Source organism: Streptomyces sp. NPDC001889 (assembly GCF_053594535.1).
The window spans coordinates 108,331-134,308 of sequence record NZ_JBSFER010000027.1; the positions used below are offsets into that span (position 1 = coordinate 108,331).

Below are 25,978 nucleotides of genomic sequence, written 5' to 3' on the forward strand. Positions count from 1 at the left end.
ACCGTCCCTCGGCGGTTCGCCCGCGACGGATTCCGCCGGGGTGCGCCCCGCCGAGGGAGCACCGCCGCCCGGCACCGGACCGTCCGGTGGTGGGGTGCCGGCCGGTGGGCGGTTCGGGGCCGGTTGTGTGGATGGCGGGGTATTGGGGGGTGGGTTGTCCGGAGCGGATTCCCCCGGGGTGGGGTCCGTGGAGGGTGTTCCGCCCGGGGGCGGGGCGGACCGTTCCCCGGCCGCCGGTGACGCCGAGGCCCTGGCCAGCGGCTTCGTCGGCGGCGACGAGCAGAGCTTCGCCGCCCTGTACCGCACCTGTGGCGCCCTGGTGCACTCGCTCGCCGCCCGGACCCTGGGCGACCCGCGCGAGGCCGAGGACGTCACCCAGCAGGTCTTCCTCGCCGCCTGGCGGGGCCGCCACGGCTACCGCCCGGAGCGCGGGCCGCTCTCGGCCTGGCTGGTCGGCATCACCCGACGGAAGATCGCGGACGCGCTCTCCGCCCGCACCCGGCGCACCGAACTGGTCGCCGCCGCGAGCGCCCGGGCCCGCCCGCCCGGCGAGCGCGCGGACACCCGCCCCGAAGCCGCCCTCGACGCCGTGCTGATCGCCCAGGAGCTGGCGAAGCTGCCCCGGGCCCAGCGCCAGGTGCTGGGCCTCGCGTTCTGGGAGGACCTCACCCAGGTCCAGATAGTCGAACGGACCGGGCTTCCCCTCGGCACGGTCAAGAGCCACACCCGCCGGGGACTGCACCGGCTGCGCCGCTCCCTGGAGGACACCCCCGACCGGCCGCCCGCCGGACCCGCGGGCCCCCGCGCCGCCGACCACGCGCGCAGATGCGTGATGCGCTGACATCCGGCCCGCCGATGAGCGGTGTCCCTGCGCCCGGGAGCGCCGCCGGTACGGAATCCTGAGGGCCCGCTCCGGCCGGGCCCGGCGACCGAGAGAACCAGGGAGGGGTTTCATGGAGGACGGCACCGAGATCTGCGTCGTCGGGGCGGGCGCCGCGGGGCTCTCGCTCGCGTACTGGCTCCACGCCGCCGCCCCCGGGCGCACACCCCCGACCGTCACCCTGATCGACGCACCCCCGGGCCCCGCCAGACCCCCCGAGCGCACCTGGTGCTTCTGGGAGCCGGAGCACGGCGCCTTCGACACGGCCCTGACCGCGAGCTGGGACACCCTCCGGGTACGGGCCCCCGACGGGACACCCCTGGCCGGATCCCCGGCCCCGCTGCGCTACAAGATGCTCCGCTCCACCTCCTTCGAGGCCCTGGTGGGCGAGCGCCTGCGCCACGAGGCGGGGCTGCGCCGGACGGAGGCCACCGTCGGCACCGTCGAGGACACGCCCCACGGCGCGCTGGTGCGCGGGGTCACCGCGCGGGGCGAGGAACTGGCGCTGCCCGCCCGGTGGGTCTTCGACTCCCGCCCCCCGCGCCGCCCGCCCGCCGCCCGCACCACCCTGCTCCAGCACTTCCGGGGCTGGTTCATCCGCTCCCCGGCACCGGTCTTCGACCAGCGGACCGCCGATCTGATGGATTTCCGGACCCCGCAACCCGCCCACGGCCTGTCGTTCGGCTACATCCTGCCGATCAGCCCGTACGAAGCACTCGTGGAGTACACCGAGTTCTCCCGCGCCGTCCTCGACGACCTCGGCTACGAGCGCGCCCTGCGCCACTACACCGAGGAGGTCCTCGGCCTGGACCGGTTCGAGATCACCCGTACCGAGCAGGGTGTGATCCCGATGACGGACGGCCGGTTCCCGCGCCGGGCCGGGCGGTCGGTCTTCCGGATCGGCACCGCCGGCGGCGCCACCCGCCCCTCCACCGGCTACACCTTCGCCGCCGTCCAGCGGCAGGCCCGCGCCGTCGCCGCCCGTCTGCACCGGGGGAGGACCCCGGTGCCGCCCGCCGCGCACTCGCGGCGCTCGCTCGCCATGGACGCCGTCCTCCTCCGCGCCCTGGACACCGGCCGCGTCGACGGCGCGCGGTTCTTCACCGGGCTGTTCCGGCAGGTCCCGATGGAGCGGCTGCTGCGGTTCCTCGACGGCGCCACCCGGTGGGACGAGGATGTCGCGATCGGGCTGCGCACCCCCGTACGCCCCATGCTGCGCACCGCCGCCGAACTGCCCTGGCTGCCCCGGCGCGACAGATCCGCGCGCCCATGACCCACCCGGCCCGAGAAGTGCCCGCCCCCGCGCGGCTCCACGAACACCCCCACCCCCGACGAGAGAGCGGAGACCCGATGGCCCTGCTGCGCGACGACACCCTGTCCGCCGCCTTCGACCACGCCGCGCGCACCTACGACCGGCTGGTGGCCGTCAACCCCGGCTACCACGCCCATCTGAGGCGCTCAGCGCGCCGCCTCGGACTGCCCGACCGGGGCGCCGGGCTCCGTCTCCTCGATCTGGGCTGCGGCACCGGCGCCTCCACCGCGGCCCTGCTGCGCGCGGCCCCGCTCGCCGAGATCGTCGCCGTGGACGCCTCACGGGGCATGCTGGAGCGGGCGGCGGCCAAACGCTGGCCACCCGGGGTCACCTTTGTCCACGCCCCCGCCGAACGCCTCGCCCGCGCCGGTGTCGATGGCCCCTTCGACGCGGTCTTCGCCGCCTACCTCTTCCGCAACCTGGAGGACCCGGACACCGTCCTCGCCCGGGTGCGGGAACTCCTCGCACCGCACGGCCGGCTGGCCGTGCACGAGTACACCCTCGGCGGCTCGGCGGCCGACCGCGCCGTGTGGACCGCCGTCTGCAACGGCGTGGTCCGGCCGGCCGGCACCCTCACGGGCGACCGTGGCCTCTACCGGCATCTCTTCCACAGCGTCGTCGGCTTCGACACGGCCCACGCCTTCGGCGACCGGGTGCGGCGCGCCGGATTCACGCGCGTACGCGTACTTCCGCTGCCGGGCTGGCAGCGCGGCATCGTCCACACCGTGGTCGGCGCCGCGGGCGGGCCGGAGGCCCGGCGATGAGCCCCGGGGCCCGCGAGGGCGCCCGCCGGGGACGCGACCGGCGCGCCCGTGTCCTCCACCCGCTCCCCGGCAGCGCCCGCGTCAGCGGCGACCCGCCCGCCGTCGCGGTCGTCGGCGGCGGCATCGCCGGACTCGCCGCCGCCACCGCCCTCGCCGAGCGCGGTGTGGGCGTCACCCTGTACGAGCGGGAGCGGCAGCTCGGCGGCCGGCTCGCCGGCTGGCCGGAGCGGCTCGCCGACGGCTCGGACGTCACCATGAGCCGGGGCTTCCACGCCTTCTTCCGCCAGTACTACAACCTCCGGGGACTGCTGCGCCGGATCGACCCCGAACTCTCCATGCTCACCCCGCTCCCCGACTATCCGCTCCGGCACAGCGGCGGCCTCCAGGACAGCTTCGCCCGGGTGCCCCGCACCCCGCCGTGGAGCGCCCTGGGCTTCGCCGCGCTCAGCCCCACCTTCGGCTGGCGCGATCTCGCCGGGATGAATCCGCGCGCGGCCCTGCCGCTGCTGGACGTGCGGGTCCCCGAGGTGTACGAGCGGTACGACGGCCTCAGCGCCCGCGAGCTGCTGGAGCGCATCCGCTTCCCGGAGGCCGCCCACCATCTGGCGTTCGAGGTGTTCTCCCGGAGCTTCTTCGCCGATCCGCGCCGGCTCTCGGCCGCCGAACTGGTCCTGATGTTCCACATCTACTTCCTCGGCTCCAGCGAGGGCCTCCTCTTCGACGTGCCCGCCGAGCCGTTCCCCGCGGCCCTGTGGGACCCTCTCGGCCGCTATCTCACGGGCCACGGCGCGTCACTGCGCACCGGCAGCCCCGTCGAGAGTGTCGAACCGGCGCGGGACGGCACCTGCGTGGTCCACTCCGGACGCGGCGCGCGGGTGTACGACGGTGTGGTCCTGGCGCTCGACACGGACGGGCTGCGGTCCGTGGTCTCCCGCTCGCCCCTGCTCGGCGACGAGGAGTGGCGGGCGCGTGTCCTGCGGCTGCGCACCACCCCGCCGTTCCTCGTCAGCAGGCTCTGGCTGGACCGCCCGGTGGCGGCGGACCGGCCGGGGTTCCTGGGCACCAGCGGATACGGCCCGCTGGACAATGTGAGCGTGCTGGAGCGCTGGGAGGGCGAGTCGGCCCGCTGGGCGGCCCGCACCGGCGGCTCGGTGGTCGAACTCCACGCGTACGCGGTCGATCCGGCCGCCGACCGGCTGGTGGAGCAGGACCGGCTGCGGGCCGAGCTGCGCCGTGTCTACCCGGAGACGGCGGGCGCCCGCGCCGTCGACCAGCGGCACGAGTGGCGGGCCGACTGCCCGCTCTTCCCCGTCGGCGGCCACGGCGACCGGCCCGGGGTGCGCACCCCCGAACCCGCCGTGGTGCTGGCGGGCGACCTGGTCGGATCGGGGCTGCCGGTCGCGCTGATGGAGCGGGCGGCGACCACGGGGTTCCTCGCGGCGAACGCCCTGCTCGCCCGGTGGGGCGTACGGGGACAGACCCTGTGGACCGTGCCGGACCGGGGGCGGGTGCCGGCCCTGCGGGCCCTGAACCGGCTGGCCGGCATCTGACCCCCGGCCGGCCGGCATCAGAACCCCCGGGCGCCGACCCGGCCGGCCGGCACCTGAGCCCCCCGCCCCGGAGGGGGGCTCAGCCCGGGAACCGGCCGGTGCTGCGCAGCTCCCAGCGCCGCTCCGCGTAGGCGATGTCATCGCGCCACAGCCGCCCGGCCGCCGCCCGCATCACCGGCCGGAGCAGCGGGGCCGCCGCCCTGGCGGCCGTGAACCCCCGGCGCCCGGACGCGGCGACCACCGCCTCGACAACGGCGGTACGGGGTGCTCCGGAGCCCTCCGGGGTCAGCGGCGTGGCATGGGTCTCGACCACCGAACCCCGCCCCTCGCCCCGGGTGATGCGCATGACCACCGTCCGGGGCCCGGGTGCGGTGAAGACCGCCCGCACCGGCACCACAGCGCGGCCCGCCACCTTGAACGAGACATCCACCGTGAAGGCGTCCCGGTCCCCGCCCTCCTCCTCCGCGCCGTCGCCCGGCTCGCCGACCACGGTCAGATCGACGAAGGAGTACGGGTGGAACCAGGCGCCGTGCCAGGGGTCGAGCCGATTGGCGATCACATCGTCGGGCTCGCACCGCCCGACGACCGTGCAGACCGCGTCCACCGCCCCCGCCGGATGCGGGCGGTGCGGCACGACGGGCCACTCCAGCGGCTCCTCCCCGCCGGCCCGGTCGAGCCGCACCCAGGCCAGCACCCCGTCGTCGTACGCCGGATAGGGCTCCCACCCCGCCCGGGGACCGCCGTCCAGGGCGAGGCCGTGCCAGTGGCAGACGAGGGTGCCGCACCGCACCGGGCTGTCCCTGAGCGGCGCCCCGAGGTGGGGGCAGGCGCCGGGGCCCGCCCGCAGCGCGCCCCGGGCGTCCCGCCAGGCCACGACCTCGGTGCCGGCGACGGTCAGCCCGAACGGGCGGTCGCGGCCGATGTCCCGGGCGGCGCCCAGCACGTACCAGTTGCCCGACGGGCGGGCCCGGGCGCGCTTCAGCGCCCCCGCGATGACGCCGGGGGAGGCGTCGCGCCAGGTGGGGCGCTGCCGCTCCCAGGGGACCGGCCGCCGCCGCAGCCGCAGCGGAAACCGTCCGGTGTCCTCGCTCATACCGTCTCCCTCCGGGTGGGCGCGCGACCGGCCGCGGAGCCGGCGGCGGACCCGTTGGCGGGCGCCGCCGGGCGCCCGGCAGGCCCCGGCGAGGCCCCCCGGGCGCGCAGCCGGGCCACGGCCAGCCGGGCCAGACCGTCGGCCGCGACGGCCGCTCTGCGACGGCGCGGCACCACCGCCCGGCGGTGCACCACGGACCAGCCGTCCTCCTCGATGGCGTCCAGAATCCCCCCGTACAGCACCCGCGCGGTACGGATGCACGGCCGGGACACCGGGTCGAGCATCGCCACCCCGGGCGCCGCCTCGCGGTACATCCGGCGGGTGAGCGCGGCGGCCGACCGCAGGGCCTCGGTGATCCGCGCGTCGCGGGCCCCCGACGCGCGGCTCCACAGCAGCAGCTCCCGGTCCACCCCGTGCGCGCTCAGCAGATCGGCGGGCAGATAGACCCGCCCCCGGTCGAGGTCCTCGCCCACGTCCCGGAGGAAGTTGGTCAGCTGGAACGCCACCCCGAGCGCCGCCGCGTGCGGCGCGGCCACCTCGCGCGGGACGACGGTGCCGAGCACCGGCAGCATCTGGAGGCCGATCACGGCGGCCGAGCCGTGCATATAGGCGCGGAGGTCGTCGTAGGTGGCGTAGTCGGTGACCTCCAGATCCCGGCCCATCGAGGTCATGAAGTCCAGGAAGTGCCGGTGGTCGATGGCGTAGCGGTCCGCGGTGTGCGCGAGCGCCGTCACCACCGGCTCCGTGGTGGCGCCGCCGCGCAGCGCCGCGTCCAGATGGTCGTGCAGCGCCCGCAGCGCCGCCGCCCGCTCGGCCGGGGAGGCGCCGGGGGCGGGGGCGTCGACGATGTCGTCGGCCCAGCGGGCGAAGCCGTACAGGGCGTGCACGGCGGGCCGCCGCTCCACCGGCAGCAGCCGGGTGGCGAGGAAGTACGTCCTGCCGTGCCGCGCGTTGAGCCGGCGGCAGTGGGTGTAGGCGGCGCGCAGGGCGGGATCGGTGATGCCCGCGGCGGCCAGCTCCCGCGCGCTCACGCGGACCCTCCCCGCGCCGGTGTGCCGGACTCTCCCCGCGCCGGTGTGCCGGTGCCACCCTCCGCCGGGGCGCCCGCCCCTCCCCGTGCCGGGGCTCCCGCGCCGCCTCCCCGGGTCCGGGCGGCCGGGGTGGTGCGCACCGGGGCGCGCAGCACCCCGGTGACCCGGGCCGCCGCGAGCTTCCCGGAGATGAGGACGGTCGGCACCCCCACCCCCGGGGTGGTGCCGCTCCCCGCGAGGACCGCGTTCTCCGTGCCGCGCACCATGTTGCGCGGCCGGAAGGGACCCGTCTGCGGGAACGAGTGCGCCACCGAGAACGGCGTACCGGCCGCGTGCCCCTGCGCCGTCCACTCCGCCGGGGTCACCAGGCACTCCTCCTCGATGGCCGCGCCCAGGCCGTCCAGCCCCCGGCGCTCCAGCTCCGCGAGCAGGCTGTCCCGGTAGCGGGGTCCCAGCTCCCGCCACTCCCGGGCGCCGGGGCCGATGTCGGTGTTGGGGCAGGGCGCCAGGATGTGGTGGAGATGGCGGCCGGGCGGCGCCAGGCCCGGATCGGTGGCCGTGGGCCTGGTGATCAGCAGCGACGGGTCGGACATCAGCCTGCCGGTGCGGGTCAGCTCGTCGAAGGTGCCCTTCCAGGCGGAGCCGAACGAGATGGTGTGGTGGGCCAGCTCCGGCCAGGTGCGGTGGGTGCCGGTGTGCAGCACCACGGCCGACGGGGAGTGCCGCAGCGGTCGCGGCCGGCGCGGCCGGTGACCGAGCAGCCGGTAGGCGACGGGCAGATCGGGGGTGAGGACCACGGCGTCGCAGGGGACGCGGCCCTGGGACGTGATGACGGCGGTGATCCGCTCGCCGGAGCGCTCCAGCCGCCGCACCTCGTGCCCGTACCGCAGCTCGGCGCCCGCCTCGGCGGCGGCGTCCGCCATGGCCCGGGGCAGCGCGTGCACCCCGCCCCGGGGGAAGAAGACACCCGCGACCGTGTCCATGTAGGCGATGACGGCGTACGCGGCCAGCGCCCGGGCCGGCGGCACCCCCGCGTACAGCGCCTGGAACGAGAAGACACGGCGCAGCCGTTCGTCGGAGAGGAAGCGGCCGATCCGGGCGTCGAGCCGGCCGAAGCCGCCGAGCGCGGCCAGCCGGGCGAGATCGGGATGGAGGAGTTGCAGCGGGGAGTCGAAGTTGGCGTCGATGAAGCGGCGCATCTCCACCGCGTGCATCCGGGTCAGCCAGGTGCGCAGCGCGCGGTAGCCGCCCGCCTCCCGGGCGCCCGCGAACCGCTCCACCTCGGCCTCCATCGCCTCGGCCCCGGTGTGCACATCGAGGGAGCTGCCGTCGGCGAACCGCGCCCGGTAGGCGGGGTGCAGCGGAATCAGCTCCAGCCGGTCGGCGAGGCTGAAGCCGACCGCGGCGAACGGCTCCTCCATCAGATCGGGCATGGTCAGGACCGTGGGCCCGGTGTCCATCCGGTAGCCGCCCAGATCCAGCAGCCCCGCACGCCCCCCGGGCAGCTCGCCCCGGTCGACGACGGTCACCCGCCGCCCGGCGCCCAGGAGGTGCAGGGCGGCGGAGAGCCCGGCGAGCCCGGCTCCGACGACCACCACATGGTCGGTGCGTCCCCTCACCGTCCTCATCGGCGCACCTCGCCACAGGACTGGAGCAGAGCGGCGACGGACGGCTCGTCCCCCGGCGGGGCGGGGTCGCCCGGCGCGCCGGGCGGGACACCGGCGACGGTGTGGAACAGCTCCCCCAGCCGGTGCCCGGCCCGCGGGGCGAGCACCGCCCCGGTCAGATGCCGGGTGCTCTGGGCCACCAGCCGTTCGATCCTGGTCTCGACGAGGGCGCGGGCCCCCGTCGCCACCAGCGCGGCCCGCACCTGGTCGAGCCCGCTCTCGGAGAGATCGCCGTCCCCGACGGCGGAGTCCAGCAGCGCGAGGACGCGCTGGTTCCCGGCGGCATCGGCCCGGGCCCGGGCCACCGCCAGCAGATAGGTGAGCTTCCCCTCGCGGATGTCGTCCCCGGACGGCTTCCCCGTCCGGTCCGGGTCGCCGAACACCCCCAGCAGGTCGTCGCGGAGCTGGAAGGCGATCCCGGCGCAGCGGCCGGCCGAGCAGAGCGCGCCGGTGGTCCGGTCGTCCGCGCCGGCGAGCGCCGCGCCGAGCGCGAGGGGCCGCTCCACCGAGTACAGGGCGCTCTTCAGGGACGCGGTGCGGATCGCCACCGTGATGGAGCGGGCCCCGCGCGCCTGCCCGTGCAGATCCAGATACTGGCCCGCCACCATCTCGGTGCGCAGCGACCGCCAGACGGCGTTGACCCGCCGCCGGGTGTCCGGGGGCAGGTCGAGGGCCGCCACGGTGTCATCGGCCCACGCCAGCGCCAGATCCCCGACGAGGATGGCGGCCGAGCGGCCGAACGACTCACCGGGCCCCCGGCTGTCACCGGTGCCGTACTGCGCGTCCAGGCCGGTGTGGACGGCGGCGGAGCCCCGCCGCAGCGGAGAGCCGTCCATCACGTCGTCGTGGACCAGCGCGCAGGTCTGGATGAGTTCGAGGGCCGCCGCCAGCCGCAGCGCCGCCCCGGTCTGTCCTCCGTCGGAGCCGCGCGCGCACGCCCGCAGCCCCCACCACAGGAACTGCGAGCGCATCCGCTTGCCGCCGTCCAGGGTGAAGCGGGCGACGCGGCCGGCCACGTCCTGGGCGAAGACGGGGTCGATCGCCCCGGCCGCTTCGAGCCGCTCGCGCAACTCCTCCTCCAGGACGCGCCCGACGGCTCCGGCGACATCCGCGTCGACGACAGCCGGACGGGGGACGCCCGGAGGGCCGTCGTCCGGCTCCGGGGGAGGGAACCCGAAGGGGTGCGGCCGGGCACCTGACTGCTTGTGGGGGAGTGCCTCCGTCCAGGTGCGGCGCATCGCACGTCCTCTCATCGCGTTCGACCGGCAGGGGTTGGAGTGCATTCCGGTCGGACGCTCCTTTCGGATGCAGCAGCAGCGTGTTTGGCCGGAACTCCGGGGCGGTCCGGGGCCCGGGCGCCCAGTCCACCACGCCGGGAGCCCGATTCCCGGTCACCACGATCGGCCGGACGCGGGTTCACACGCGTGCCCGCGCGCCGGGCCGCCCGTGGCGAGCCGTCCACGGCTCCGGGGGTCCTTCCGGTACGGGCCGGCCGGGGCTCCCTCCGGTACGGGCCGGCCGGGCACCCTGCTGGGCACGCAGCGGCCGGGGGCCTTCCGGTACGGAGCGGCCGGGGCTCCCTCCGGTACGGAACGCGAGGGCGGGGCGGCCCCGTCGGGACCGCCCCGCCCTTCCCCTCCGTACCGCTCCCGCGCTCAGCGCTTGACGGCCACGAAACCCCACTGCTCGACCGGCTCACCGGTGACCGGCTCGTCGGGGCGCCACAGGCTGATCGAGCCGAAGCCGGGCTCGATCAGCTCCAGACCGTCCGAGAAGGAGCCCACGACCTCGGCCGGGCGCGAGATGTAGGGCAGCGCGCCCCCGCTCGCGTACTCGTCCGATCCGGCGCGGGTCTCCGGCGTCTCGATCGTGTCGCACAGGATCAGAGCGCTCCCGGCGGGCAGGACGTCCAGATAGCTGCGCAGCAGCGCGGCGGCGTCGGCGTTGTCCGCGACATGCCCCAGGGTGGAGAGCAGCATCAGCGCCACCGGCCGGGAGAGGTCGAGGGTCTTCGCCGCCTCGCGCAGCACGGCCGCCGAGTCCGTCAGATCCGCGTGCACATAGTCGGTGGCACCCTCGGGCCTGCCGACCAGCAGGGCGCGGGCATGGGCCAGCACGATCGGGTCGTTGTCGACGTAGACGATCCTGGACTCGGGCGCGGAGCCCTGGGCCACCTCGTGCGTGGAGTTGGCGGTGGGCAGCCCGGTGCCGAGATCCAGGAACTGACGTATCCCCAGTTCCTCGGTGGCATGGCGGACGGCTCGCGCCTGGAATCGGCGCGAGGCCCGGGCTATGTCGATGATCTGCGGGAACATCTCCTCCAGCCGTGCACCCAGGACCTGGTCGACCGGGTAGTTGTCCTTGCCGCCGAGCCAGTAGTTCCACACCCGCGCCGAATGGGGCGTGGTGGTGTCGATCTGGACCACAGGCTCCCGCTGCTCCGCGTTCATCGTGCTCTGCTCTCCTCGTATCAGCCCCCGCACAGCCCGTGCGGGGGGCATGCCCATGCTTCACCACCCGTCACATTTAAGCCAGTGGCGCCGGGGAACACGTGGCATATCGGGGCAGGTTGACGGCGCGGGAGGCCGTCGCGCCCGGTGCGGGCGCCGGACTTCAGCCCCGGTCCAGGCCGTTGAGCAACCGGCTGAGGAGCCGGGCGAAAGCGGCATCGGCGCTCGGCGGCGGCGGGGCTTCCGCGAGGATTCCCGCCAGTTCCGGGTGGTGGCCGTCGGCGGCGACAGCCGCGAGATAGGCCGCCTCGGCCGCCGCGAGTCCGGGGCCGTCCGAGGCCGTCCGCCGGGCGACCTCGTGGGTGACATGCCCGGCGACGAAGCCGGTGACCATGCTGAACACCTCCAGCTTCGCACCGGCGTCGAGACCGGCGGGCCGCAGGGCGACGAGCACATGCTCCAGGAAGGCGAGCGTGTGGGGCCCGAAGGTCCGGCGCGCGGGCAGCGCCGCGGGCAGCCAGGGGTGACGGAGCATGAGGGCGCGCTGGGCGTGCGCGACGGCGGCGAGGTCGGCCCGCCAGTCGCCGCTGAGCGGACCGGCCGTGGACAGTTCGCCGTTCACATGGTCGATCATCAGCTCCAGCAGTGTCTCCTTGTCGGGGACATAGCTGTAGAGCGACATGGCCCCCGCGCCGATCGCGGCGGCCACCGCGCGCATGGTGACCGCCTCCAGCCCTTCGGTGTCCGCGAGGGCGACCGCCGCGGCGGTGATCTCCGTACGGCTGAAGGCGGGCGGACGCCCCCGGCGCGGCCGGCCGGGGCTCAGCCACAGCTCGCGCGGGTCGACGCTCCCGCCGCCGGTTCCGCCACCACGGCCCACGGCAGTTCCCTTCGCTCGCTCCCGCCCCGCTTCTCCTGCTGTCCGGGAGGGGGCTTGCGGTGTCCATCCAAGCAGGCGTTATTCTCGTACGACGTACGGAAATGCAGGCCGGGGAGACCGAGGAGAGCCGATGAGACCGACGACGCGTGGTGCCGTGCCGATGTCCCGCCGGTCCGGGGGCCCGCGCGCGTCCCGCGGGCTGCCGCTGTCCGCGCGGATGCTGCGGGCCACCTGGCGCGGCCTCCCCGCGCGGCGGTACGACATCGGGTGGGAGCCGGGGTTCGAGGTGCCGGCCGCCGACGGCAGCCCGCTGATCGCGGACCACTACTTCCCGCGCGGCCCGGTGGGTGCGGCGGACGGCGCGGGCGGCGGGCCGGAAGGAGGCCCGGGGGGTGCTCCGGAAGGAGGGCCGGGCGTTGGTCCGGAGGAGGGGCCGGGCGCGGGCCCGGGAGGTGGTGCGGGTGCGGGAGCGGGAGGTGGTCCGGGGGGCGGTCCTGGCGGCGGTCACCCCACTCTCCTGGTGCGCTCGCCGTACGGCAGAGGTCTCCCGTGGGGGCCCCTGTACGGCATGCTCTTCGCCGAACAGGGCTTCCATGTGATCCTCCAGAGCTGCCGGGGCACCGGAGGCTCGGGCGGCACCTTCGACCTGTGGCGCCACGAGGCCGCCGACGGCCTCGCCGCCGTGGAGTGGCTGCGGGAGCAGCCCTGGTTCAACGGGGTGCTGGGCACGGTCGGCGCCAGTTATCTCGGCTACACGCAGTGGGCGCTCGCCCTCGACCCGCCGCCCGAACTGCGGGCGATGGTGGTCCAGGCCGGGCTGCACGACCCCCGCGCCCTCTTCCACTCGGGCGGTGCGTTCCACCTGGAGAACGCTTTGGTCGTCGGCGTCGGCATGACCCACCAGCACCGGGGCGCCCTGCCCTTCCTGAGGGCTGTGCTCCGCCTCGCCCGGCGGCTGCGCGGCGCCACCCGCGCCCTGCCCGCGCGCGACGGTCTCGCCGCCGGGCTCGGCGCCGAAGTCCCCTGGCTGGACGAGGCGGTGACCCACCCGGACGCCGACGACCCGTACTGGTCCGGCGCGTCCGTCCTGAGCGCCGCCGACGGCCCGGGCGTGCCCACCGCCCTGGTCACGGGCTGGCACGACGCCCTGGCCGGCCAGGTTCTCGACCAGTACGCACGGCTGCGCGGCTCCGGCCGCGACACCGCCCTCCTCGTCGGCCCCTGGACCCACACCTCCGCCTTCGGGCAGGGATGGCCCGAGGTGTTCGCCGAGAGCCTCGGCTGGCTGCGCGCCCATCTGTGCGACGACCCGTCGGCGCTGCGCCCGACCGGTGTACGGGTCCATGTGGGCGGTCAGGACGAGTGGCGGGACCTCGGCGAGTGGCCGCCGGCCGGGGGTGCCGTGCACTGGTATCCGACGCCCCAGGGGTATCTCACCCGGCTGGCGCCCACCGACTCCGCGCCGCTGGCGGCCTTCCGCTACGACCCGGCCGACCCCACCCCCTCGGTGGGCGGCCCCCTGCTCTCCCGCACCGCCGGAAGCCGGGACAACGGCGCTCTGGAGGCCCGTGACGATGTGCTGACCTTCACCGGACCGCCGCTGGCCGACTCCGTCGACGTGCTCGGCGCGGTCGCGGCGCGGCTGGAGGTCTCCACGGACACCGGGCACGCCGATCTCTTCGCCCGGCTGTGCGAGGTGGACGGGGAAGGCCGTTCCGTCAATGTCTGCGACGGGCTGGTCCGGGTGCGCACGGAGGGGGAGCGGGCCGTGTTCGTGACGGTGCCGATGGGTTCCACGGCCCACCGGTTCGCCGCCGGGCACCGCGTCCGGCTCCAGATCAGCGGGGGCGCCCACCCCCGCTGCGCACGGGGCACCGGCACGGGGGAACCGTCGGCCACGGCCACCGTGCTCGTGCCGGTGAACATCACGGTGCACATGCGCTCGGCGCTGATCCTGCCGGCCGGGGCTCCGGTGGTTCCGGCGGTTCCGGTGGCTCCGCCGGCGGCCCCGGTGACTCCGTCGGCCCCTGCGGGGGAGTAGCGCTCGCCGCTCAGCGCGGCTGGAGGGCGTGCTCGATCGACGCGACGGTCGCCTGGGGGTCGCGGACCTGGAGCACCAGCCGGGCGTACCGCTCGTCCGTCAGTTCCACGACCACCACCCTGGAGGCGTCCCGGACATCCCAGAACACTCGCTCACCCTTGGAGTAGAAGGTCCCGGCGGTGATGAAGCGGGGGAACTGGGTTCCGGGCGCGCGAATCCCCTTGGGTTCCCTGGCCATTCCGGGATCGACGGTCGCACCGCGCACATGGTCGAGCGGGATGGCGAGCCGGCTCCTGAGCGCCCACAGCCTGCCGAGGCCCTCCATCTCCACGATGAGTCTGCCGCTGTCGATCCTGACCTGTGCCATATCCGCTCCCAGCGAGTGGTGGTGGGGTTCAGTGGTGGTCGAGACGCTCCGCGAGGGCGGCGCGGGCCCGGCCGGTCTCCGCGGGGCTCGCGCCGGCCCGGCTGCGGATGCGCAGCCCGAGGGCGGCGGCGGTGAGGGCGATGGCCAGCCCGTCGTGCCCGGCTGTGCCGTCCCCGGACGTCTCCCGCCCCGCCGCCCCGCCGCCCGCGGCTCCGTCGAGCGCCGTGAAGGTACGGGTGACCAGCTCGGCCACCTCGTCGTCCACCGGCGCCCGCTCGACGGCGGCGAGCAGCAGCAGATCGAGCCCCGGTCCTCCGCCCGGCGGGCGCAGCGCCTCGCCCAGCACCTCACCGGGGTCGCCCGCCCGGGCCACCCGGTCGATCAGCGGGGCCACATCGTGCGCCAGATACCAGCGGAGCGCGGCCAGATAGAGGCCGCGCTTGCTGCCGAAGGTCTTGTACAGACTGTTGCGGTGCAGCCCCAGATGGGTGACCAGATCGTCGATGGAGATGCCGTCGTACGCCCGGCCGGCGAAGAGCCCGGCCGCCGAGCGCACCACTTCTGCCTCGTCAAAACCTCTTGGGCGTCCCATGGCCCCACCGTAAGCCATTAAGGAACGCTTGGTCAAGAACGGCCGTTCCTTAACGGCGCGGGGCCGGCCCGCCACTGGGGCGGGCCGGCCCCGTGGGGGCGGGCGGTCACTCTCCCGACATCGCCGCGGCCATCCGCAGGTGCGGGGCCGCCTCGTCGGGCCTCCCCTGGCGCTCCAGGGTGCGGCCGAGCATCAGCCGGGCGTAGTCCTCCACCGGGTTCAGCTCCAGCACGGACCGCAGCTCCGTCTCGGCGCGGCCGAGCTGGGCCGAGTGGTAGTACGTCCGGGCGAGCAGCAGGCGCTGCGCGATCTGCTCCGGGGCCTCGTCGACGAGTCCGCGCAGAATGCGGGCCGCCGTGGCGTACTCCTTCGCGTCGAAGAACAGCCGCGCACGGTCCCACCGCTCGGCGGCGGTGCCGAACTCGAAGTAGGTCTCGTTCACTGGTTCTCCTCCTGGAGTCTCGTCCGGTCGCTGTCAGTGGCCACAACCAGAGGGGTTGGTTGAATATTCCACTACCCCTACTACCCTGTGGGCGTGGGGGCTGACGAGAGCCACCCGTACAGGAATAGGTTGGGAGCCATGAGCAATCTCGATCGTCAGGCCGTCCCCTCCCTCTGCGGCGGCCGTGGCTTCGTCGTCGCGGAACCCGTCCGTGAACTTCTCAGTCCCCGCCGGGTCCGGCTCGGGGAGTCCACCGAGGTCCGCCGGCTCCTGCCCAACCTGGGCCGGCGCATGGTCGGGGCCTGGGCCTTCGTCGATCACTACGGCCCGGACGACATCGCCGACGAGCCAGGGATGCAGGTACCGCCCCACCCGCACATGGGCCTTCAGACGGTCAGCTGGCTCCACGAGGGCGAGGTGCTGCACCGCGACAGCACCGGCAGCCTGGCGACCATCCGCCCGCGCGAACTGGGCCTGATGACCTCCGGCCGGGCCATCAGCCACTCGGAGGAGAGCCCCCGCGCACACGCCCGCCTCCTCCACGGCGCCCAGCTCTGGGTGGCGCTCCCCGACGCCCACCGCCAGGTGGAGCCCCACTTCCAGCACCACACCGACCTCCCGGTGGTCACCGCCCCCGGCCTGACCGCCACGGTCATCCTCGGCTCCCTCGACGGCGCCCGCTCCCCGGGCACCGCCTACACCCCCATCGTCGGCGCCGACCTCGCCCTCACCCGCGGCGCGAACCCGAGCCTGCCGCTCGACCCCGATTTCGAGTACGCGGTCCTCTCGATGTCCGGCGAGGCACACGTCGACGGCGTCCCGGTCCTCCCCGGCTCCATGCTCTACCTGGGCTGCGGCCGGACCGCCCTCCCCCTGCGCGCGGAGTCCGACGCCGGTCTGATGCTGCTCGGCGGAGAGCCGTTCGAGGAGGAGCTGATCATGTGGTGGAACTTCGTGGGCCGCACCCAGGCCGAGATCGAACAGGCCCGCACGGACTGGATGACCGGCTCCCGCTTCGGCGAGGTGAAGGGCTACGACGGCGGCCCGCTGGCGGCTCCCCAACTCCCTCCGGGGCAGCTGAAGAAGCGCGGCCGGGTGCGCTGACCGGGCCTTTCGGAAAGGGGTGCGGGCGGCCATCGGTGAAGATCGCCGCAGAGCCGGAGGGCGGGGAGGTCTTCGGGTGGTCGCGGGCCGAGGAGGGCGCCGCGTGAGCCGCCGCGCCATCGCGCACGCCCCGGCGGCCGGGGCGGCACGGGCGCACACGACCTCCCCGGACACGTCGCGGTCCGTCCTGGAGGTGACCGCGGCGCGGCTGGTCCCACCGTTTTGCGGGGCCTGGCCCCGAGACCGAGTGCTCTCCGGTGCGCGGCCGCACCGCGTCGCCGGTGGCGCGGAGGACTGGCCGCGAGGTCTCTCAGCAGGTCACGGCGGGATGGAGAGCCAGGATTCACCAGGTTCAGTGGTATTCATCCACCTTGATCCGGCACCGGGCGTTCACACCGCCGGCCGGCGGGGGTGGGCCTCTCCGGGCAGGGAAGGGGGGCTTCTACGATGGAGGCCTCTCAGGTTTCACACCGGCGGGCGGAAAGTGCGGAGGCAGATGTTTTCGGTTCAGGTCAGGCCGGCGGCGGAAGCCGCGGTGCTCCGGCTCCGGGGGGAACTGGACGTCGAGAGCGTGGTGCAGCTGGACGAGGCCGCCGAGACGGCGCTGTCCGCGCGGCCCGCACCGTCGCTGGTGGTGGTCGACTGCGCATCCCTGTCCTTCTGCGACTCATCCGGTATCAGCGGACTCGTCCGGCTCTATCAGCGCCTGTCGGCGCAGCGGGGGCAGCTCCGGGTGGCGGCTGCGCCGGCGCCGGTGGCCAAGGTCTTCTCGCTCACCGGGCTGGACCGCGTGATTCCCCTCCACACCAGCACCGCGGAGGCCCTCACCGCCCGGAGCGGGCGTGACCGGGTGGCCGATACCGGTGCGGAGAGCGGATTTCGGGGAAGAGGGACGGAATGACCAGCACACCAGAGCGGCCGGCCGTACCGCACGGCCCCGGGCCGGCGGCATCTGCCGAAGAGGCGGATCTGCGTACGCTGTTCGGTGAGTCGACCACTCTGTTCGCCTCGATGGCCGGCCCCGCTCATCTGCTGGAAGCCGCGAACCCGGCCTTCTTCACCGCTGTCGGCCGCACAGCCGAACGCACGGGGCTGCCGCTCGGGCAGCTGATGCCCGAATTCGCCGAGCAGGGCTTCATCACCCTGCTGGACCGTGTCTACCGCACCGGCCGGCCCTGCGTTGACCGCAACGCGCGGGTACTGCTGGGCGAGGGCACGGGGGTGCGTGAGGCGTTCTTCGACTTCACCTACGAGCCTCGCCGCGACCGGGGCGGCAATGTGATGGGGGTGCGGATGATCGGGATGGAGACCACCCAGGTCAACCACGCCCAGCGGCTGACAGCCGAGCACCGCGCCCTGCTGGAACAGATAGCCCGCCAGGCTCCCCTGGCGGACGTGCTGGAGGGTATGGCGAAGGTGATCGAGGACCTGTCGCCCGGAGTCCTGGTCTCGGTTCTGCTGGCCGACGAGGACGGTCTCCATCTGCGCCACGGCACCGCCCCGAGCCTGCCCGCCTTCTACAACCAGGCCATCGACGGCATCGCCACCGGTGACGGCGTCGGCTCCTGCGGCACCGCCGCGCACCGCGGGCAGCGCGTCATCGTCTCCGACATCGCCACCGACCCGTTCTGGGACGACTTCCGCGGCCTGGCCGAGCGCGCCGGCCTCGCGGCCTGCTGGTCCACCCCCATCCTGGGCCGCGACGGGCACCTGCTGGGGACGTTCGCGATGTACCACCGCGTTCCGCGCGCCCCCGCCGAGGCCGATCTGGCACTCGCCGGTGTCTTCGCCGACACCGCGGCGCTGGCCATCGAACGCCATCATGCCGAGCAGGCCCGCCTGGCCGCCGAGGCGGGCGAGAAGGCGGCCCGTGACGACCTGGCGTTCCTCCTCAAGGCCAGCACCACACTCAGCTCCGACCTCCACTACGCCCAGACCTTCGAGCGGCTGGCCGCCCTGTGTGTGCCCGCCCTGGCCCCGCTGTGCGCGGTCGATGTCATCGAACAGGGCCGGGTGCGCCGCATCGCCACCGCCGCCCTGACCGCGGACGCCCAACAGCTGCTCGCCTCTCACATCCCGGTCTACGACGCCGGCGACGACGCGGTGGCCCGTGTGCTGGCGTCCTCGCTGACCGAGGTCGCCCGCCGCGCCCCCACCGGCCCCGGCCCGTGGCAGGACCTGGGCATCACCGGCTACCTGTGCGTGCCGCTGACCGACCGCGGCCAGACCTTCGCCACCCTGACGCTGCTCACCACCGGGGACCACGCCTTCGACGGGCACGCCGTGGCTCTGGCGGAGGAACTCGCCCGCCGCGCCGCCACCGCCGCCGGCAACGCCCGCCAGTACACCCAGCGCGCCGCCCTCGCCCGCGACCTCCAGGCCGGCCTGCTGCTGCCCGATCTGCCGACCCTGCCCGGCGCGGAGCTGGCCACCTACTACCACCCCGCCGGTGAAGGACTGGACATCGGCGGGGACTTCTACGACGTCTTCCCCCTGGACGGCGGCGGCTGGGCCTTCATGCTCGGTGACGTCTGCGGCCGGGGCGCGCTCGCCGCCACCACCACCGCCCTGGTCCGGCACACCGCCCGCGCCGTCGCCTCGTTCCTGCCCGGCCCCGAAGCCGTCGTCCAGGCCGTCAACCACGCCCTGATCAGACGGCACGGCAGTCACGGCACCGGCTTCGTCACCCTCGTCTACGGGCATTTCACCCCCACCGGGGCCGGACTGGAGATGGAACTCGTCCGGGCCGGTCACACCCTCCCCCTGCACCTCACCGAGGACGGCACACACCCCGTCCACTGCGACGGACCACTCCTCGGAGTGCTGCCGGACCCCCAGCTGTGCTCTCGCCGCGTCAACCTCGCCCCCGGGGAGAGCCTGGTCCTCTACACCGACGGCATCACCGAAGCCCGCAACAGCGCGAACGAACTCTTCGACGAGGAACGCCTCACCCAGGCACTCACTCCTCCACCACCGAGGGCTCCGGCCGTCCTGGACACCCTCACCGCCGCGGTCCACTCCTTCACCGGCGGCCGTGACATCGACGATGACCAGGCCGTACTCGTCCTGACCGCCACCCACCGCGACACCGACACCGACACCGACACCTGATTCCCGAACCCCGAACGGCACTCGGGGACGCGGTACGGGCCGAGTGCCGCGCGCACTCGGGAGGCCGCCCACGATGAAGCCCTCCGGCAGCCGGACCGCGCGGACCGGGCTCACCTGTGTCACGGGGCCGGGCGGTCGTGGTGCCGCCCGGCCCCGCGGGCCCTTCTCCTTTCGGCACGGGAGAGGGGCGTGGTCCTTCCGGACTGGAAGGCGCGGGCCCCGGAAGGGTGCCTGCTCTTCCATTTGCGGGGCTCGGGTACCGGTCCGCAAGGAATATCGGGAATTTCGCCTCTGATGACGTTCAATGCGTCATTATGTGCGGCTGGTTGTGATTGGCCGCAGGTTACAGCGAGGTCATTGTTCCGTGATCCCATGATCACGTGGCGTGTGCGGAGTGTTTCGCTCCATGCTGGCGTCCCCCGCCCCTCACCACCACGCGTCGGCACCGCGTGGAGGGGCCATTCCGGACGTACTTGGAAGGCTCGATGCACACACAGCAGGCGCGGACCCTCATCACCGCGACGCAGTCCCTCCGGAGCGCCGCGGCGACCGCGTTCGAACTACCCACCCGGCTCATCGCTGAAACCACCCACACCACCGGACGGTGCCCTGCTCCCCGGACGGGCGTGACGATACAACACGAGGGGCGGGCACGGTGACCCCACAACCCCCGGCGATTCAGCCGTCCGAGGGCTCGCCCGGCCGGCCGGGCCGCAAACTCGGCCCCATCGTCGACGGTGTCGGCGCCGCGCACCGCGCCTGGCTGGAGGCCCTGCGCGCCCGGCTCGCCGCCAGCGGCATGACCGTCAGCGACCTGGCACAGCGCGCCGGATGGTCGAAGTCGAAGGTCTCCGAACTGCTGCGCGGCGCCGGCCTGTACCCGCGCTGGGAGATCACCCACAACCTGCTTCCCGTCCTGGGCATCCCGGCCGCGCCCATGCGCCGGCTGTGGGCGGCGGCAGCGCTCGAAGCACACAAGAAGCAGGACTGGGTCCAGGCCTGCATAGAGAAGGTGGTGGTGGCCACAGGCCCCCGTACCCCGCCCGTGAATCACCTGGCCTTCACCGAGTTCAACGGCGCCACCTACACCGCCTACGCCCGCACCTTCCTCCGCAACCGCACCGAGGCGGACCGTGCGGTCACCGAGACCTTCGACCTGCTGTGGCTGCGCTGGGACGAGGCCCTGGCCAGCTCCGACGTCCAGTCCTTCGCCTGGCCGATCCTGCGCCGGAGCGTCATGCAGCGCACCCCCCACACCGCTGGGCGTCCGGAGCTGGTCCGCGCCGCCTTCGACACCGTCGTGCTCGGCGAGACCGCGGACCTGACCGCCCAGTTCCTCCAGATGTCCGAGTCGATGCTCCTGTTCCAGGCCATGAGCCGCCTGCCCGACCTCCAGCTCGACGTCATGGTCCTCAAGCACCTGCGCGGCCGTACCACCGAGGCCGTCGCCACCACCCTGGGCATCCCGATCGCCCTGGTGTACTCCGCCGAACGCCACGCCCGACGCTTCCTCACCACCGCTCTCGACCCCCACAACGGCCCAGGAGAGACACCTCAGTGACTGCCCTCGATCACCTCCTCGCCCGCGCCCTGCTCCGCGACGACCCCTACGTCCAGTCCGACCTCATCCCCCACCAGGACATCAGCCTGGCCCTCGACACCCCGTGCTGGCACCCGCCCGGAACCCACAGCCGCCACCGGACCAGCCACACCGCCGCCCGCGACCTGCGGACCCTGTGCGAGACCCTGATCACCCACACCGCCGCCTCGCTCCAGGACTTCCTCACCGACCGGATGCCCGGCCCCCGCGGCGCACGGGTCCTGGGATGCATCCTCCAACTGGCCGGCGACGACGCCGGCGCCCGGTTCTGGTGGCAGTACGCCGCCGGCGCCGGAGACGACACCGCCGCCTACTGCCTCCACCTCCACCACCTGGCCCTCGGAGAGACCCACGCCGCCGCCTGGTGGAGCGAACAGACCCGCCTCGACACCGAAACCGCACCCCAGACGGCCGACTTCCCCTGGCTCCCCGAACTCACCCGCGACCTCGACACCAGCACCCCCACCGTCCTGCGCCTCCTCGGACAGCTCCTGCGCCGCACCGGCCGTTGCAGGACCGAGATCATCGAAGCCGTCGTGGAATACATCACCGACAGCTCGGCCGTGGCCTACAACGACAACCCCGACATCGAGATGCCCCTGCCCGGCCCCGACTTCGCCGACCACATCACCATCCTCTTCGCCGCCACCACCACGCCCGGCACCCGAACCACCCAGGACCGACGGGCCGACCCCCACCCGCGGCTCTCCCGCCGCGAACCCGAACACGCCCTGGCACTCCTGCGCTCCGAGGAACCGGTACGCGGGGGTCACCATCGCTGACCGGGCGATTCCGCGACAGCGCGGGCCCCGGGAACCGTTCAACCGGCTCGTGGGGCCTCCGGGTCATCCGGACGATCGTCCTGGCCCGGCCGGGCACCCCGGCTGCCGTACCCCTTCATCTCATGAGGGGAGAGTCTCTCTCCCTCTGCCCCGAAGTCATCGGCTTCCCGAGGTGTTCCCCGGTCCGCGGCACGCCGGGCGGCCGGCGCGGGCTGTTCTCCCGGGCGCGGGGCCCGGCCCCTGCCTCTCCCTCGCCAGACCACCATGCCGATCAGCAGCCCCACCACCACGACGCCGACGAGAAACGGCCCGAGCCAGGCGACGCCCCCCTCCGCCGCGAGAGTCACCGGGGCGGAAGATTCCTCGGCTGCCACCGTCAAGATCACAACGACTCCATCCCTCTGGTCCCGGTGAGGTTTCCCGCGAGGTGACCGCCTTTCCGCGGCTGTGATCGTTCAGCGCCCGGGACCGTCCCGGGGCGAGCGAGCGCGGAAGCCGTACCTGTCACGGGGCAGGGCACGGCTTCCGCCGGAAAGACGGGCAGGTGCGGGGGGCACGCGGCTGTGTACAGGGGGCGTGCGGCCGGGGGACCGGCGGTCCCCGCGGGCGGCTCTCGCCGGCGCCACCTCAGGTGTGCGGACGTCCGGTGTGCCGACGCGCCTTGTCCGCGGCCTGCTCCGCCTTCCCGGCGACCTGGTCGCGGCGGCCCTCCGCCTGCGCGCCCGCGTCGTCGACAGCCTTTCCTGCCGCCTCCTTCACCTTGCCCTTGAGTTCTTTGGCTTTGCCCTTGGCCTTACTCATAGCGGAATTCCCTTCGGCGCGTTTCCAGGGTGCCTCTCCGCGCGCGGCCCCGCAAACCGCCGCCCGGCATGCGGGCACGGAGCGCCTCGCGCTCCGTGCGGGCGAGACTGTCGGCCGAAGCGGACAGAACGGTGTGGACGGTCCGGTCCGACCGGTCAGCGCATCCCCGCGTGCCCTCCGGGTGAACCACGCGTGCCCCGTGGGGACGCATGAGCCCGTGGCGGTAGAAGCAAGAGGATGCCCAGCGATGCCGAGCCGCCACCGTCCGCCGCCCCCCTCCCGCACCCTGCCGTACCCGAGGGGCTGCGGGCCGCCGCCGCGTACGCCTGGCGTGTCGTGGTGGTGGCCGTCGTCGTGCTCGGGGTCTTCTCCGTGCTCGGCCGCTTCCATCAGATCGCCCTCGCCGTCTTCCTGGCGCTGGTGGCCACGGCCGTGCTGCGGCCCGCCGCCGTGCTGCTCGCCCGGAAGATGCCCCGCGCGCTCGCGGTCGGACTGACACTGACCGGCAGCATCGGCGTCGTGCTCAGTGTGCTCGTACTGGTCGGAGAGGTCGTCGCCGGACAGGAGAGCACGCTGGCGCGAGAGTTCCGCGACGGCTTCCAGCGGATCGCGCACCTGTTGGAGGACTCGCCGTTCCGGCTGCCCCCGCACGCGGTGACCGACTTCCAGTCCCAGCTCGGAGAGCTGCTCTCGACCCACCGCTCAGCCGTCGTGGGCACCGTCCTCAGTGGGGCCGGGCGGGTGGTCGAGGCGTTCACGGTGCTCGCCCTCGCCCTGTTCTGCTCCGTCTTCTTCATCCACTCCGGCGAGCGGTACTGGGCCTGGTTCTGCTCCGAGCTGCCGTCACGGTTCCGCGGCCGTACGGCGGTGGCGGGCCGGGCCGCGTGGCGGACCTTCACCGGATACACCCACGGCGTGCTGCTCGTGGCCACGGTCAACGCGGTCCTCGTCGGCCTCGCCCTCACCCTGCTCGGTGTGCCCCTGGCGCTGCCACTGGCCCTTCTGGAGTTCTTCGCCGCGTTCGTCCCCCTGATCGGATCGCCGATCGCCCTGGCTGTCGCGGTGGTGATCGCCCTCGCGTCCAAAGGGCCGCTCGTGGCGGCGATCGTGATGGCCCTCATCGTGCTCATCGGACAGATCGAGGGCCATCTGCTGCATCCGCTGGTCATGAGCTGGGCGGTGCGGCTTCACCCGGTTGTGGTGGCTCTCTCCGTCATCGGTGGGGCCGTCACCGCGGGCGTGATCGGCGCGGTGACGGCTGTTCCCCTGATCGCTGTGGTCTGGTCGGTGCGCCAGGCGCTCCGCGACCCGGGCCCCGAGTGAACCGAATCCGGCACGCACCAGGGGAGAGCGTCCCTCGCGCGTCCTCGGGGACGGGCCGCTCCCAGCCAGCCGGTACCGCTCCCCGGCGGCCTCCGAGCCGAGGCGGGCGGCACGCGTGTGGCGCGAGCACCGGCGGACGATCCGCGCGTCGGCAGCGTGATGGGACTCGCCCGCCGCGTTCTCCCCTCGGCGGTGGCCCCCCGGACCCACTGGGCGCACCTTCCCGGTACCCTCCGCGACCACCACGCGCGGTCCCGTGCCGGCGCTCATCACTCGCTCCGCTCTCCCCGGTGACCGTGTGCTGTGCGGTGGTCCACATGGGGTGGGTATCAGCCCCTGCCGGGGACTGACGGGTCCCCGGCAGGGGGTGGGGTGAAACCGTGTCCCGGGAAACCGGCCGCGCTGATCGGAGCCGGCGATTCCTGCGGCGCCGCCGATACGGCGACTGCCGGGCCGGGGCGGGGCGTCGGCTGAGGATTCCGGCTCGTGGACCCGGGCGGCAGGGCTCCCGTTTCTCCGCACTCCACGAGCGGCCCCGCAAAAGATGCGGGCCGCGCCACAGCGACGAAACTGGGCACTATGGCAGAGCGACGAGCGAGTGCCGTTCGCCCCTCAGGGGGGCCGCGGCGAAAGGCTTCTCCCACGAGGGGTCCCGAGCATGCTGCCCGGGCCGCGTGCCGGAGCCTGGAGGGGCTCGTCGACCATCCCGCTGAAGGTGTCTCCGAGGTGCGCCGCTCCGACGACGGCTGGTGCGTGGTCGTCGATGTCCTCGAAGTGGCCCGTATCCCGGACACGACGAGCCTGCTCGCCTCGTACGAGGTGCAGCTCGATCAGCGAGGTGACCTCCTGGAGTACCGCCGTGTCCGCCGCTACCGCCGCGGTTCCGCAGACGAGTAGGCCGAGTTGTCCCACAGCCGGAAGGACCTGCCGTGACCGTCACCTACGCCGATGATGTGGCCCCGTGCCGGTCACGCGCCGGCAACCTCTACGACGTGCTGGAGCTCATCCTCGACCGCGGCATGGTGATCGACGTCTTCGTCCGGGTTTCCCTGGTCGGCATCGAGATCCTCAAAATCGACGCCCGTATCGTCGTGGCGAGCGTGGACACCTACCTCCGGTTCGCGGAGGCGTGCAACCGCCTGGATCTAGAGCGCGACCCGGGCAGCACCACCGTCCCCGAACTGCTCCACGGCGGCGTGGCCAAGTCGATCGGCAAACGCAAGGTGCGCAGAGCCGCGGAGACCGTCGGCGACAAGGTGCGGAAGGCGGTCGGCGGAGGCGATGACTCCGATGAAGCCGACGAGCCCGACGAACCCGACGCGGCCGGTGAACCCGACGAGGACGACTACGACGCCGCTGAGCCGCGACGGCCGAGGAAGCGGGCAGCCCCCGCCCGGGGCAGCGCCGGCCGGCGACGTCGCGTGGAGGCGTGAGCCGGTGGAGACCGACGGCATTCTCGTCTACGCGATCGTTCGGGCCGGTGCCCGGCTGCCCAGGGGAACAAAGGGTGTGGGCGGCGGGGATGTCGTCCTGCGCGCGGTCGGCGGGGGAACGACCGCGGTCGTGGTCGGCGACGCCCCCGCCCAGGTACGGGCACGCCGCCGTGACCTGCTCGCTCACCAGGATCTCCTGATGGGGCTGGCCGAGAGAGGCCCGGTCCTGCCGATGCGCTTCGGGGTGATGGCCCCGGACGAGGAAACCCTCCTCCGCCGGCTGGCGGCCGAGGAGTCGAGCCATGTGGCCAACCTGAAGCGGCTCGCGGGGCATGTGGAGCTCAATGTCAAGGCGATGCCCGCCGAGGACGGACTCGCCGCACTGCTGTCCGAGGACGTGAAGGTGAGGCAGTTGCGCGAGGAAATCCGTCGGCGCCCCGGCTACGAGGCGAGTGTGCGGCTCGGGGAAGCCGTGGTGGCCGGCCTGTTCCGGCGGGCGGCCGAGGCGGGACGCGGCGTTCTCGGCGCCCTCACGCCCCTGGCGCGAGCGACGGCCCCGGGGCCCGAGGTGCGGGGCTGTGCGCTGAACGTGTCCTTCCTCGTCCGGCGCGCTGTCGCCGAGCGATTCAGGACCAGGGTTCAGCGGCTCGCGCACCTCCACCGCGACCATGCCGAACTGCGCGTGTCCGGACCGCTCCCCTGCTACAGCTTTGTCGACGCCCGCACCTCGGCGGCACTGACCGGCGGGAGCTGAC

The 25,978-nt window shown here is 74.1% G+C and carries 25 protein-coding genes; 14 read left to right on the plus strand and 11 right to left on the minus strand.

Features of this window, described 5'->3' with window-relative positions:
- The first annotated feature begins 187 nt into the window (after positions 1 to 187).
- The 4 genes from ACWCRA_RS28900 (at position 188) to ACWCRA_RS28915 (ending at position 4,506) form a co-directional block, all read left to right on the plus strand.
- The gene (locus tag ACWCRA_RS28900; protein ID WP_451068995.1) at positions 188 to 841 is read left to right on the plus strand and encodes an RNA polymerase sigma factor; all 654 of its coding nucleotides are present in this window, start codon (positions 188 to 190) and stop codon (positions 839 to 841) included.
- A gap of 112 nt (positions 842 to 953) precedes the next feature.
- Positions 954 to 2,153: a lycopene cyclase family protein gene (locus ACWCRA_RS28905; RefSeq protein ID WP_351543160.1), complete on the plus strand. Its 1,200-nt coding sequence runs from the start codon at positions 954 to 956 to the stop codon at positions 2,151 to 2,153.
- A gap of 77 nt (positions 2,154 to 2,230) precedes the next feature.
- On the plus strand, positions 2,231 to 2,956 hold the full coding sequence (locus tag ACWCRA_RS28910) for a methyltransferase domain-containing protein (RefSeq protein WP_351543157.1): 726 nt from the start codon (positions 2,231 to 2,233) through the stop codon (positions 2,954 to 2,956).
- A complete protein-coding gene (locus ACWCRA_RS28915; protein WP_451068996.1) occupies positions 2,953 to 4,506 on the plus strand; it encodes an FAD-dependent oxidoreductase in 1,554 nt (517 codons plus the stop codon). The genes ACWCRA_RS28910 and ACWCRA_RS28915 overlap by 4 nt, the downstream gene beginning before the upstream one ends.
- 79 nt (positions 4,507 to 4,585) lie before the next feature.
- Here ACWCRA_RS28915 and ACWCRA_RS28920 read toward each other — a convergent pair whose 3' ends face one another.
- The 6 genes from ACWCRA_RS28920 to ACWCRA_RS28945 all read right to left on the minus strand — a co-directional run bounded on the left by ACWCRA_RS28920 (position 4,586) and on the right by ACWCRA_RS28945 (position 11,627).
- Positions 4,586 to 5,599 carry a DUF5914 domain-containing protein gene (locus ACWCRA_RS28920; RefSeq protein ID WP_451068997.1) on the minus strand — a complete coding sequence of 338 codons (1,014 nt, stop codon included), beginning with the start codon at positions 5,597 to 5,599 and terminating at the stop codon, positions 4,586 to 4,588.
- The gene (locus ACWCRA_RS28925; RefSeq protein WP_451068998.1) at positions 5,596 to 6,630 is read right to left on the minus strand and encodes a phytoene/squalene synthase family protein; all 1,035 of its coding nucleotides are present in this window, start codon (positions 6,628 to 6,630) and stop codon (positions 5,596 to 5,598) included. Before ACWCRA_RS28925 ends, ACWCRA_RS28920 begins: the two co-directional genes overlap by 4 nt.
- Entirely contained in the window at positions 6,627 to 8,258 is a 1,632-nt protein-coding gene (gene crtI / locus ACWCRA_RS28930; protein WP_451068999.1) for a phytoene desaturase family protein, read from the minus strand. The genes ACWCRA_RS28925 and crtI overlap by 4 nt, the downstream gene beginning before the upstream one ends.
- Entirely contained in the window at positions 8,255 to 9,535 is a 1,281-nt protein-coding gene (locus ACWCRA_RS28935; protein WP_451069000.1) for a polyprenyl synthetase family protein, read from the minus strand. The genes crtI and ACWCRA_RS28935 overlap by 4 nt, the downstream gene beginning before the upstream one ends.
- Positions 9,536 to 9,952: 417 nt before the next feature.
- Entirely contained in the window at positions 9,953 to 10,747 is a 795-nt protein-coding gene (locus ACWCRA_RS28940; RefSeq protein WP_351543141.1) for an SAM-dependent methyltransferase, read from the minus strand.
- Positions 10,748 to 10,910: 163 nt separating this feature from the next.
- Complete coding sequence (locus tag ACWCRA_RS28945; protein WP_351543138.1) at positions 10,911 to 11,627, minus strand: TetR/AcrR family transcriptional regulator; 717 nt, start codon at positions 11,625 to 11,627, stop codon at positions 10,911 to 10,913.
- A 217-nt stretch (positions 11,628 to 11,844) separates the two neighbouring features.
- Between ACWCRA_RS28945 and ACWCRA_RS28950 the strand changes: the two genes are divergently transcribed.
- Complete coding sequence (locus ACWCRA_RS28950) at positions 11,845 to 13,668, plus strand: CocE/NonD family hydrolase (RefSeq protein ID WP_451069012.1); 1,824 nt, start codon at positions 11,845 to 11,847, stop codon at positions 13,666 to 13,668.
- Positions 13,669 to 13,678: 10 nt separating this feature from the next.
- Here ACWCRA_RS28950 and ACWCRA_RS28955 read toward each other — a convergent pair whose 3' ends face one another.
- The 3 genes from ACWCRA_RS28955 to ACWCRA_RS28965 form a co-directional block, all read right to left on the minus strand.
- Positions 13,679 to 14,035 (minus strand): hypothetical protein, encoded by a 357-nt coding sequence (locus ACWCRA_RS28955; protein WP_451069001.1) that lies wholly within the window; start codon positions 14,033 to 14,035, stop codon positions 13,679 to 13,681.
- A 28-nt stretch (positions 14,036 to 14,063) separates the two neighbouring features.
- Positions 14,064 to 14,627, minus strand: a complete 564-nt coding sequence (locus tag ACWCRA_RS28960; protein WP_351543132.1) for a TetR/AcrR family transcriptional regulator — start codon at positions 14,625 to 14,627, stop codon at positions 14,064 to 14,066.
- 106 nt (positions 14,628 to 14,733) lie between these two features.
- Positions 14,734 to 15,069 carry a tetratricopeptide repeat protein gene (locus ACWCRA_RS28965; RefSeq protein ID WP_351543129.1) on the minus strand — a complete coding sequence of 112 codons (336 nt, stop codon included), beginning with the start codon at positions 15,067 to 15,069 and terminating at the stop codon, positions 14,734 to 14,736.
- A 138-nt stretch (positions 15,070 to 15,207) separates the two neighbouring features.
- Between ACWCRA_RS28965 and ACWCRA_RS28970 the strand changes: the two genes are divergently transcribed.
- The 5 genes from ACWCRA_RS28970 to ACWCRA_RS28990 all read left to right on the plus strand — a co-directional run bounded on the left by ACWCRA_RS28970 (position 15,208) and on the right by ACWCRA_RS28990 (position 21,666).
- Positions 15,208 to 16,173, plus strand: coding sequence for a pirin family protein (locus ACWCRA_RS28970; protein ID WP_351543127.1), 966 nt, complete (start codon positions 15,208 to 15,210; stop codon positions 16,171 to 16,173).
- 496 nt (positions 16,174 to 16,669) lie between these two features.
- Positions 16,670 to 17,074: an STAS domain-containing protein gene (locus ACWCRA_RS28975; RefSeq protein ID WP_351543125.1), complete on the plus strand. Its 405-nt coding sequence runs from the start codon at positions 16,670 to 16,672 to the stop codon at positions 17,072 to 17,074.
- A complete protein-coding gene (locus tag ACWCRA_RS28980) occupies positions 17,071 to 19,284 on the plus strand; it encodes a SpoIIE family protein phosphatase (RefSeq protein ID WP_451069002.1) in 2,214 nt (737 codons plus the stop codon). Before ACWCRA_RS28975 ends, ACWCRA_RS28980 begins: the two co-directional genes overlap by 4 nt.
- A 655-nt stretch (positions 19,285 to 19,939) precedes the next feature.
- A complete protein-coding gene (locus ACWCRA_RS28985; protein WP_351543120.1) occupies positions 19,940 to 20,845 on the plus strand; it encodes a helix-turn-helix domain-containing protein in 906 nt (301 codons plus the stop codon).
- The gene (locus ACWCRA_RS28990; protein WP_351543117.1) at positions 20,842 to 21,666 is read left to right on the plus strand and encodes a hypothetical protein; all 825 of its coding nucleotides are present in this window, start codon (positions 20,842 to 20,844) and stop codon (positions 21,664 to 21,666) included. Before ACWCRA_RS28985 ends, ACWCRA_RS28990 begins: the two co-directional genes overlap by 4 nt.
- 38 nt (positions 21,667 to 21,704) lie before the next feature.
- Here ACWCRA_RS28990 and ACWCRA_RS28995 read toward each other — a convergent pair whose 3' ends face one another.
- Together ACWCRA_RS28995 and ACWCRA_RS29000 are read right to left on the minus strand one after the other, a co-directional pair.
- Positions 21,705 to 22,052 carry a DUF6479 family protein gene (locus tag ACWCRA_RS28995; RefSeq protein WP_451069003.1) on the minus strand — a complete coding sequence of 116 codons (348 nt, stop codon included), beginning with the start codon at positions 22,050 to 22,052 and terminating at the stop codon, positions 21,705 to 21,707.
- Between the two features lie 241 nt (positions 22,053 to 22,293).
- A complete protein-coding gene (locus tag ACWCRA_RS29000) occupies positions 22,294 to 22,467 on the minus strand; it encodes a CsbD family protein (protein WP_451069004.1) in 174 nt (57 codons plus the stop codon).
- A gap of 237 nt (positions 22,468 to 22,704) precedes the next feature.
- Between ACWCRA_RS29000 and ACWCRA_RS29005 the strand changes: the two genes are divergently transcribed.
- The 4 genes from ACWCRA_RS29005 (at position 22,705) to ACWCRA_RS29020 (ending at position 25,977) form a co-directional block, all read left to right on the plus strand.
- Positions 22,705 to 23,790 carry an AI-2E family transporter gene (locus ACWCRA_RS29005; RefSeq protein WP_451069005.1) on the plus strand — a complete coding sequence of 362 codons (1,086 nt, stop codon included), beginning with the start codon at positions 22,705 to 22,707 and terminating at the stop codon, positions 23,788 to 23,790.
- Between the two features lie 579 nt (positions 23,791 to 24,369).
- Entirely contained in the window at positions 24,370 to 24,687 is a 318-nt protein-coding gene (locus ACWCRA_RS29010) for a gas vesicle protein GvpO (protein WP_351543109.1), read from the plus strand.
- Positions 24,688 to 24,719: 32 nt separating this feature from the next.
- Positions 24,720 to 25,223, plus strand: coding sequence for a gas vesicle protein GvpJ (gene gvpJ, locus ACWCRA_RS29015; RefSeq protein ID WP_351543106.1), 504 nt, complete (start codon positions 24,720 to 24,722; stop codon positions 25,221 to 25,223).
- A 4-nt stretch (positions 25,224 to 25,227) separates the two neighbouring features.
- Positions 25,228 to 25,977: a GvpL/GvpF family gas vesicle protein gene (locus tag ACWCRA_RS29020; RefSeq protein ID WP_451069006.1), complete on the plus strand. Its 750-nt coding sequence runs from the start codon at positions 25,228 to 25,230 to the stop codon at positions 25,975 to 25,977.
- Position 25,978: the final 1 nt, after the last annotated feature.

Excerpts from the sequence above, each read along its gene's own strand:
- ACWCRA_RS28915 (WP_451068996.1), top strand. The coding sequence starts at position 2,953 with ATGAGCCCCGGGGCCCGCGAGGGCGCCCGCCGGGGACGCGACCGGCGC.
- ACWCRA_RS28975 (WP_351543125.1), top strand. The coding sequence starts at position 16,670 with ATGTTTTCGGTTCAGGTCAGGCCGGCGGCGGAAGCCGCGGTGCTCCGG.
- ACWCRA_RS28910 (WP_351543157.1), top strand. The coding sequence starts at position 2,231 with ATGGCCCTGCTGCGCGACGACACCCTGTCCGCCGCCTTCGACCACGCC.
- ACWCRA_RS28955 (WP_451069001.1), bottom strand. The coding sequence starts at position 14,035 with ATGGCACAGGTCAGGATCGACAGCGGCAGACTCATCGTGGAGATGGAG.
- ACWCRA_RS28905 (WP_351543160.1), top strand. The coding sequence starts at position 954 with ATGGAGGACGGCACCGAGATCTGCGTCGTCGGGGCGGGCGCCGCGGGG.
- ACWCRA_RS28980 (WP_451069002.1), top strand. The coding sequence starts at position 17,071 with ATGACCAGCACACCAGAGCGGCCGGCCGTACCGCACGGCCCCGGGCCG.
- ACWCRA_RS29010 (WP_351543109.1), top strand. The coding sequence starts at position 24,370 with ATGGCAGAGCGACGAGCGAGTGCCGTTCGCCCCTCAGGGGGGCCGCGG.
- ACWCRA_RS28970 (WP_351543127.1), top strand. The coding sequence starts at position 15,208 with ATGAGCAATCTCGATCGTCAGGCCGTCCCCTCCCTCTGCGGCGGCCGT.
- ACWCRA_RS28940 (WP_351543141.1), bottom strand. The coding sequence starts at position 10,747 with ATGAACGCGGAGCAGCGGGAGCCTGTGGTCCAGATCGACACCACCACG.
- ACWCRA_RS29000 (WP_451069004.1), bottom strand. The coding sequence starts at position 22,467 with ATGAGTAAGGCCAAGGGCAAAGCCAAAGAACTCAAGGGCAAGGTGAAG.
- ACWCRA_RS28935 (WP_451069000.1), bottom strand. The coding sequence starts at position 9,535 with ATGCGCCGCACCTGGACGGAGGCACTCCCCCACAAGCAGTCAGGTGCC.
- ACWCRA_RS28920 (WP_451068997.1), bottom strand. The coding sequence starts at position 5,599 with ATGAGCGAGGACACCGGACGGTTTCCGCTGCGGCTGCGGCGGCGGCCG.
- ACWCRA_RS28950 (WP_451069012.1), top strand. The coding sequence starts at position 11,845 with ATGCTGCGGGCCACCTGGCGCGGCCTCCCCGCGCGGCGGTACGACATC.
- ACWCRA_RS28960 (WP_351543132.1), bottom strand. The coding sequence starts at position 14,627 with ATGGGACGCCCAAGAGGTTTTGACGAGGCAGAAGTGGTGCGCTCGGCG.
- crtI (WP_451068999.1), bottom strand. The coding sequence starts at position 8,258 with ATGAGGACGGTGAGGGGACGCACCGACCATGTGGTGGTCGTCGGAGCC.
- ACWCRA_RS29005 (WP_451069005.1), top strand. The coding sequence starts at position 22,705 with ATGCCCAGCGATGCCGAGCCGCCACCGTCCGCCGCCCCCCTCCCGCAC.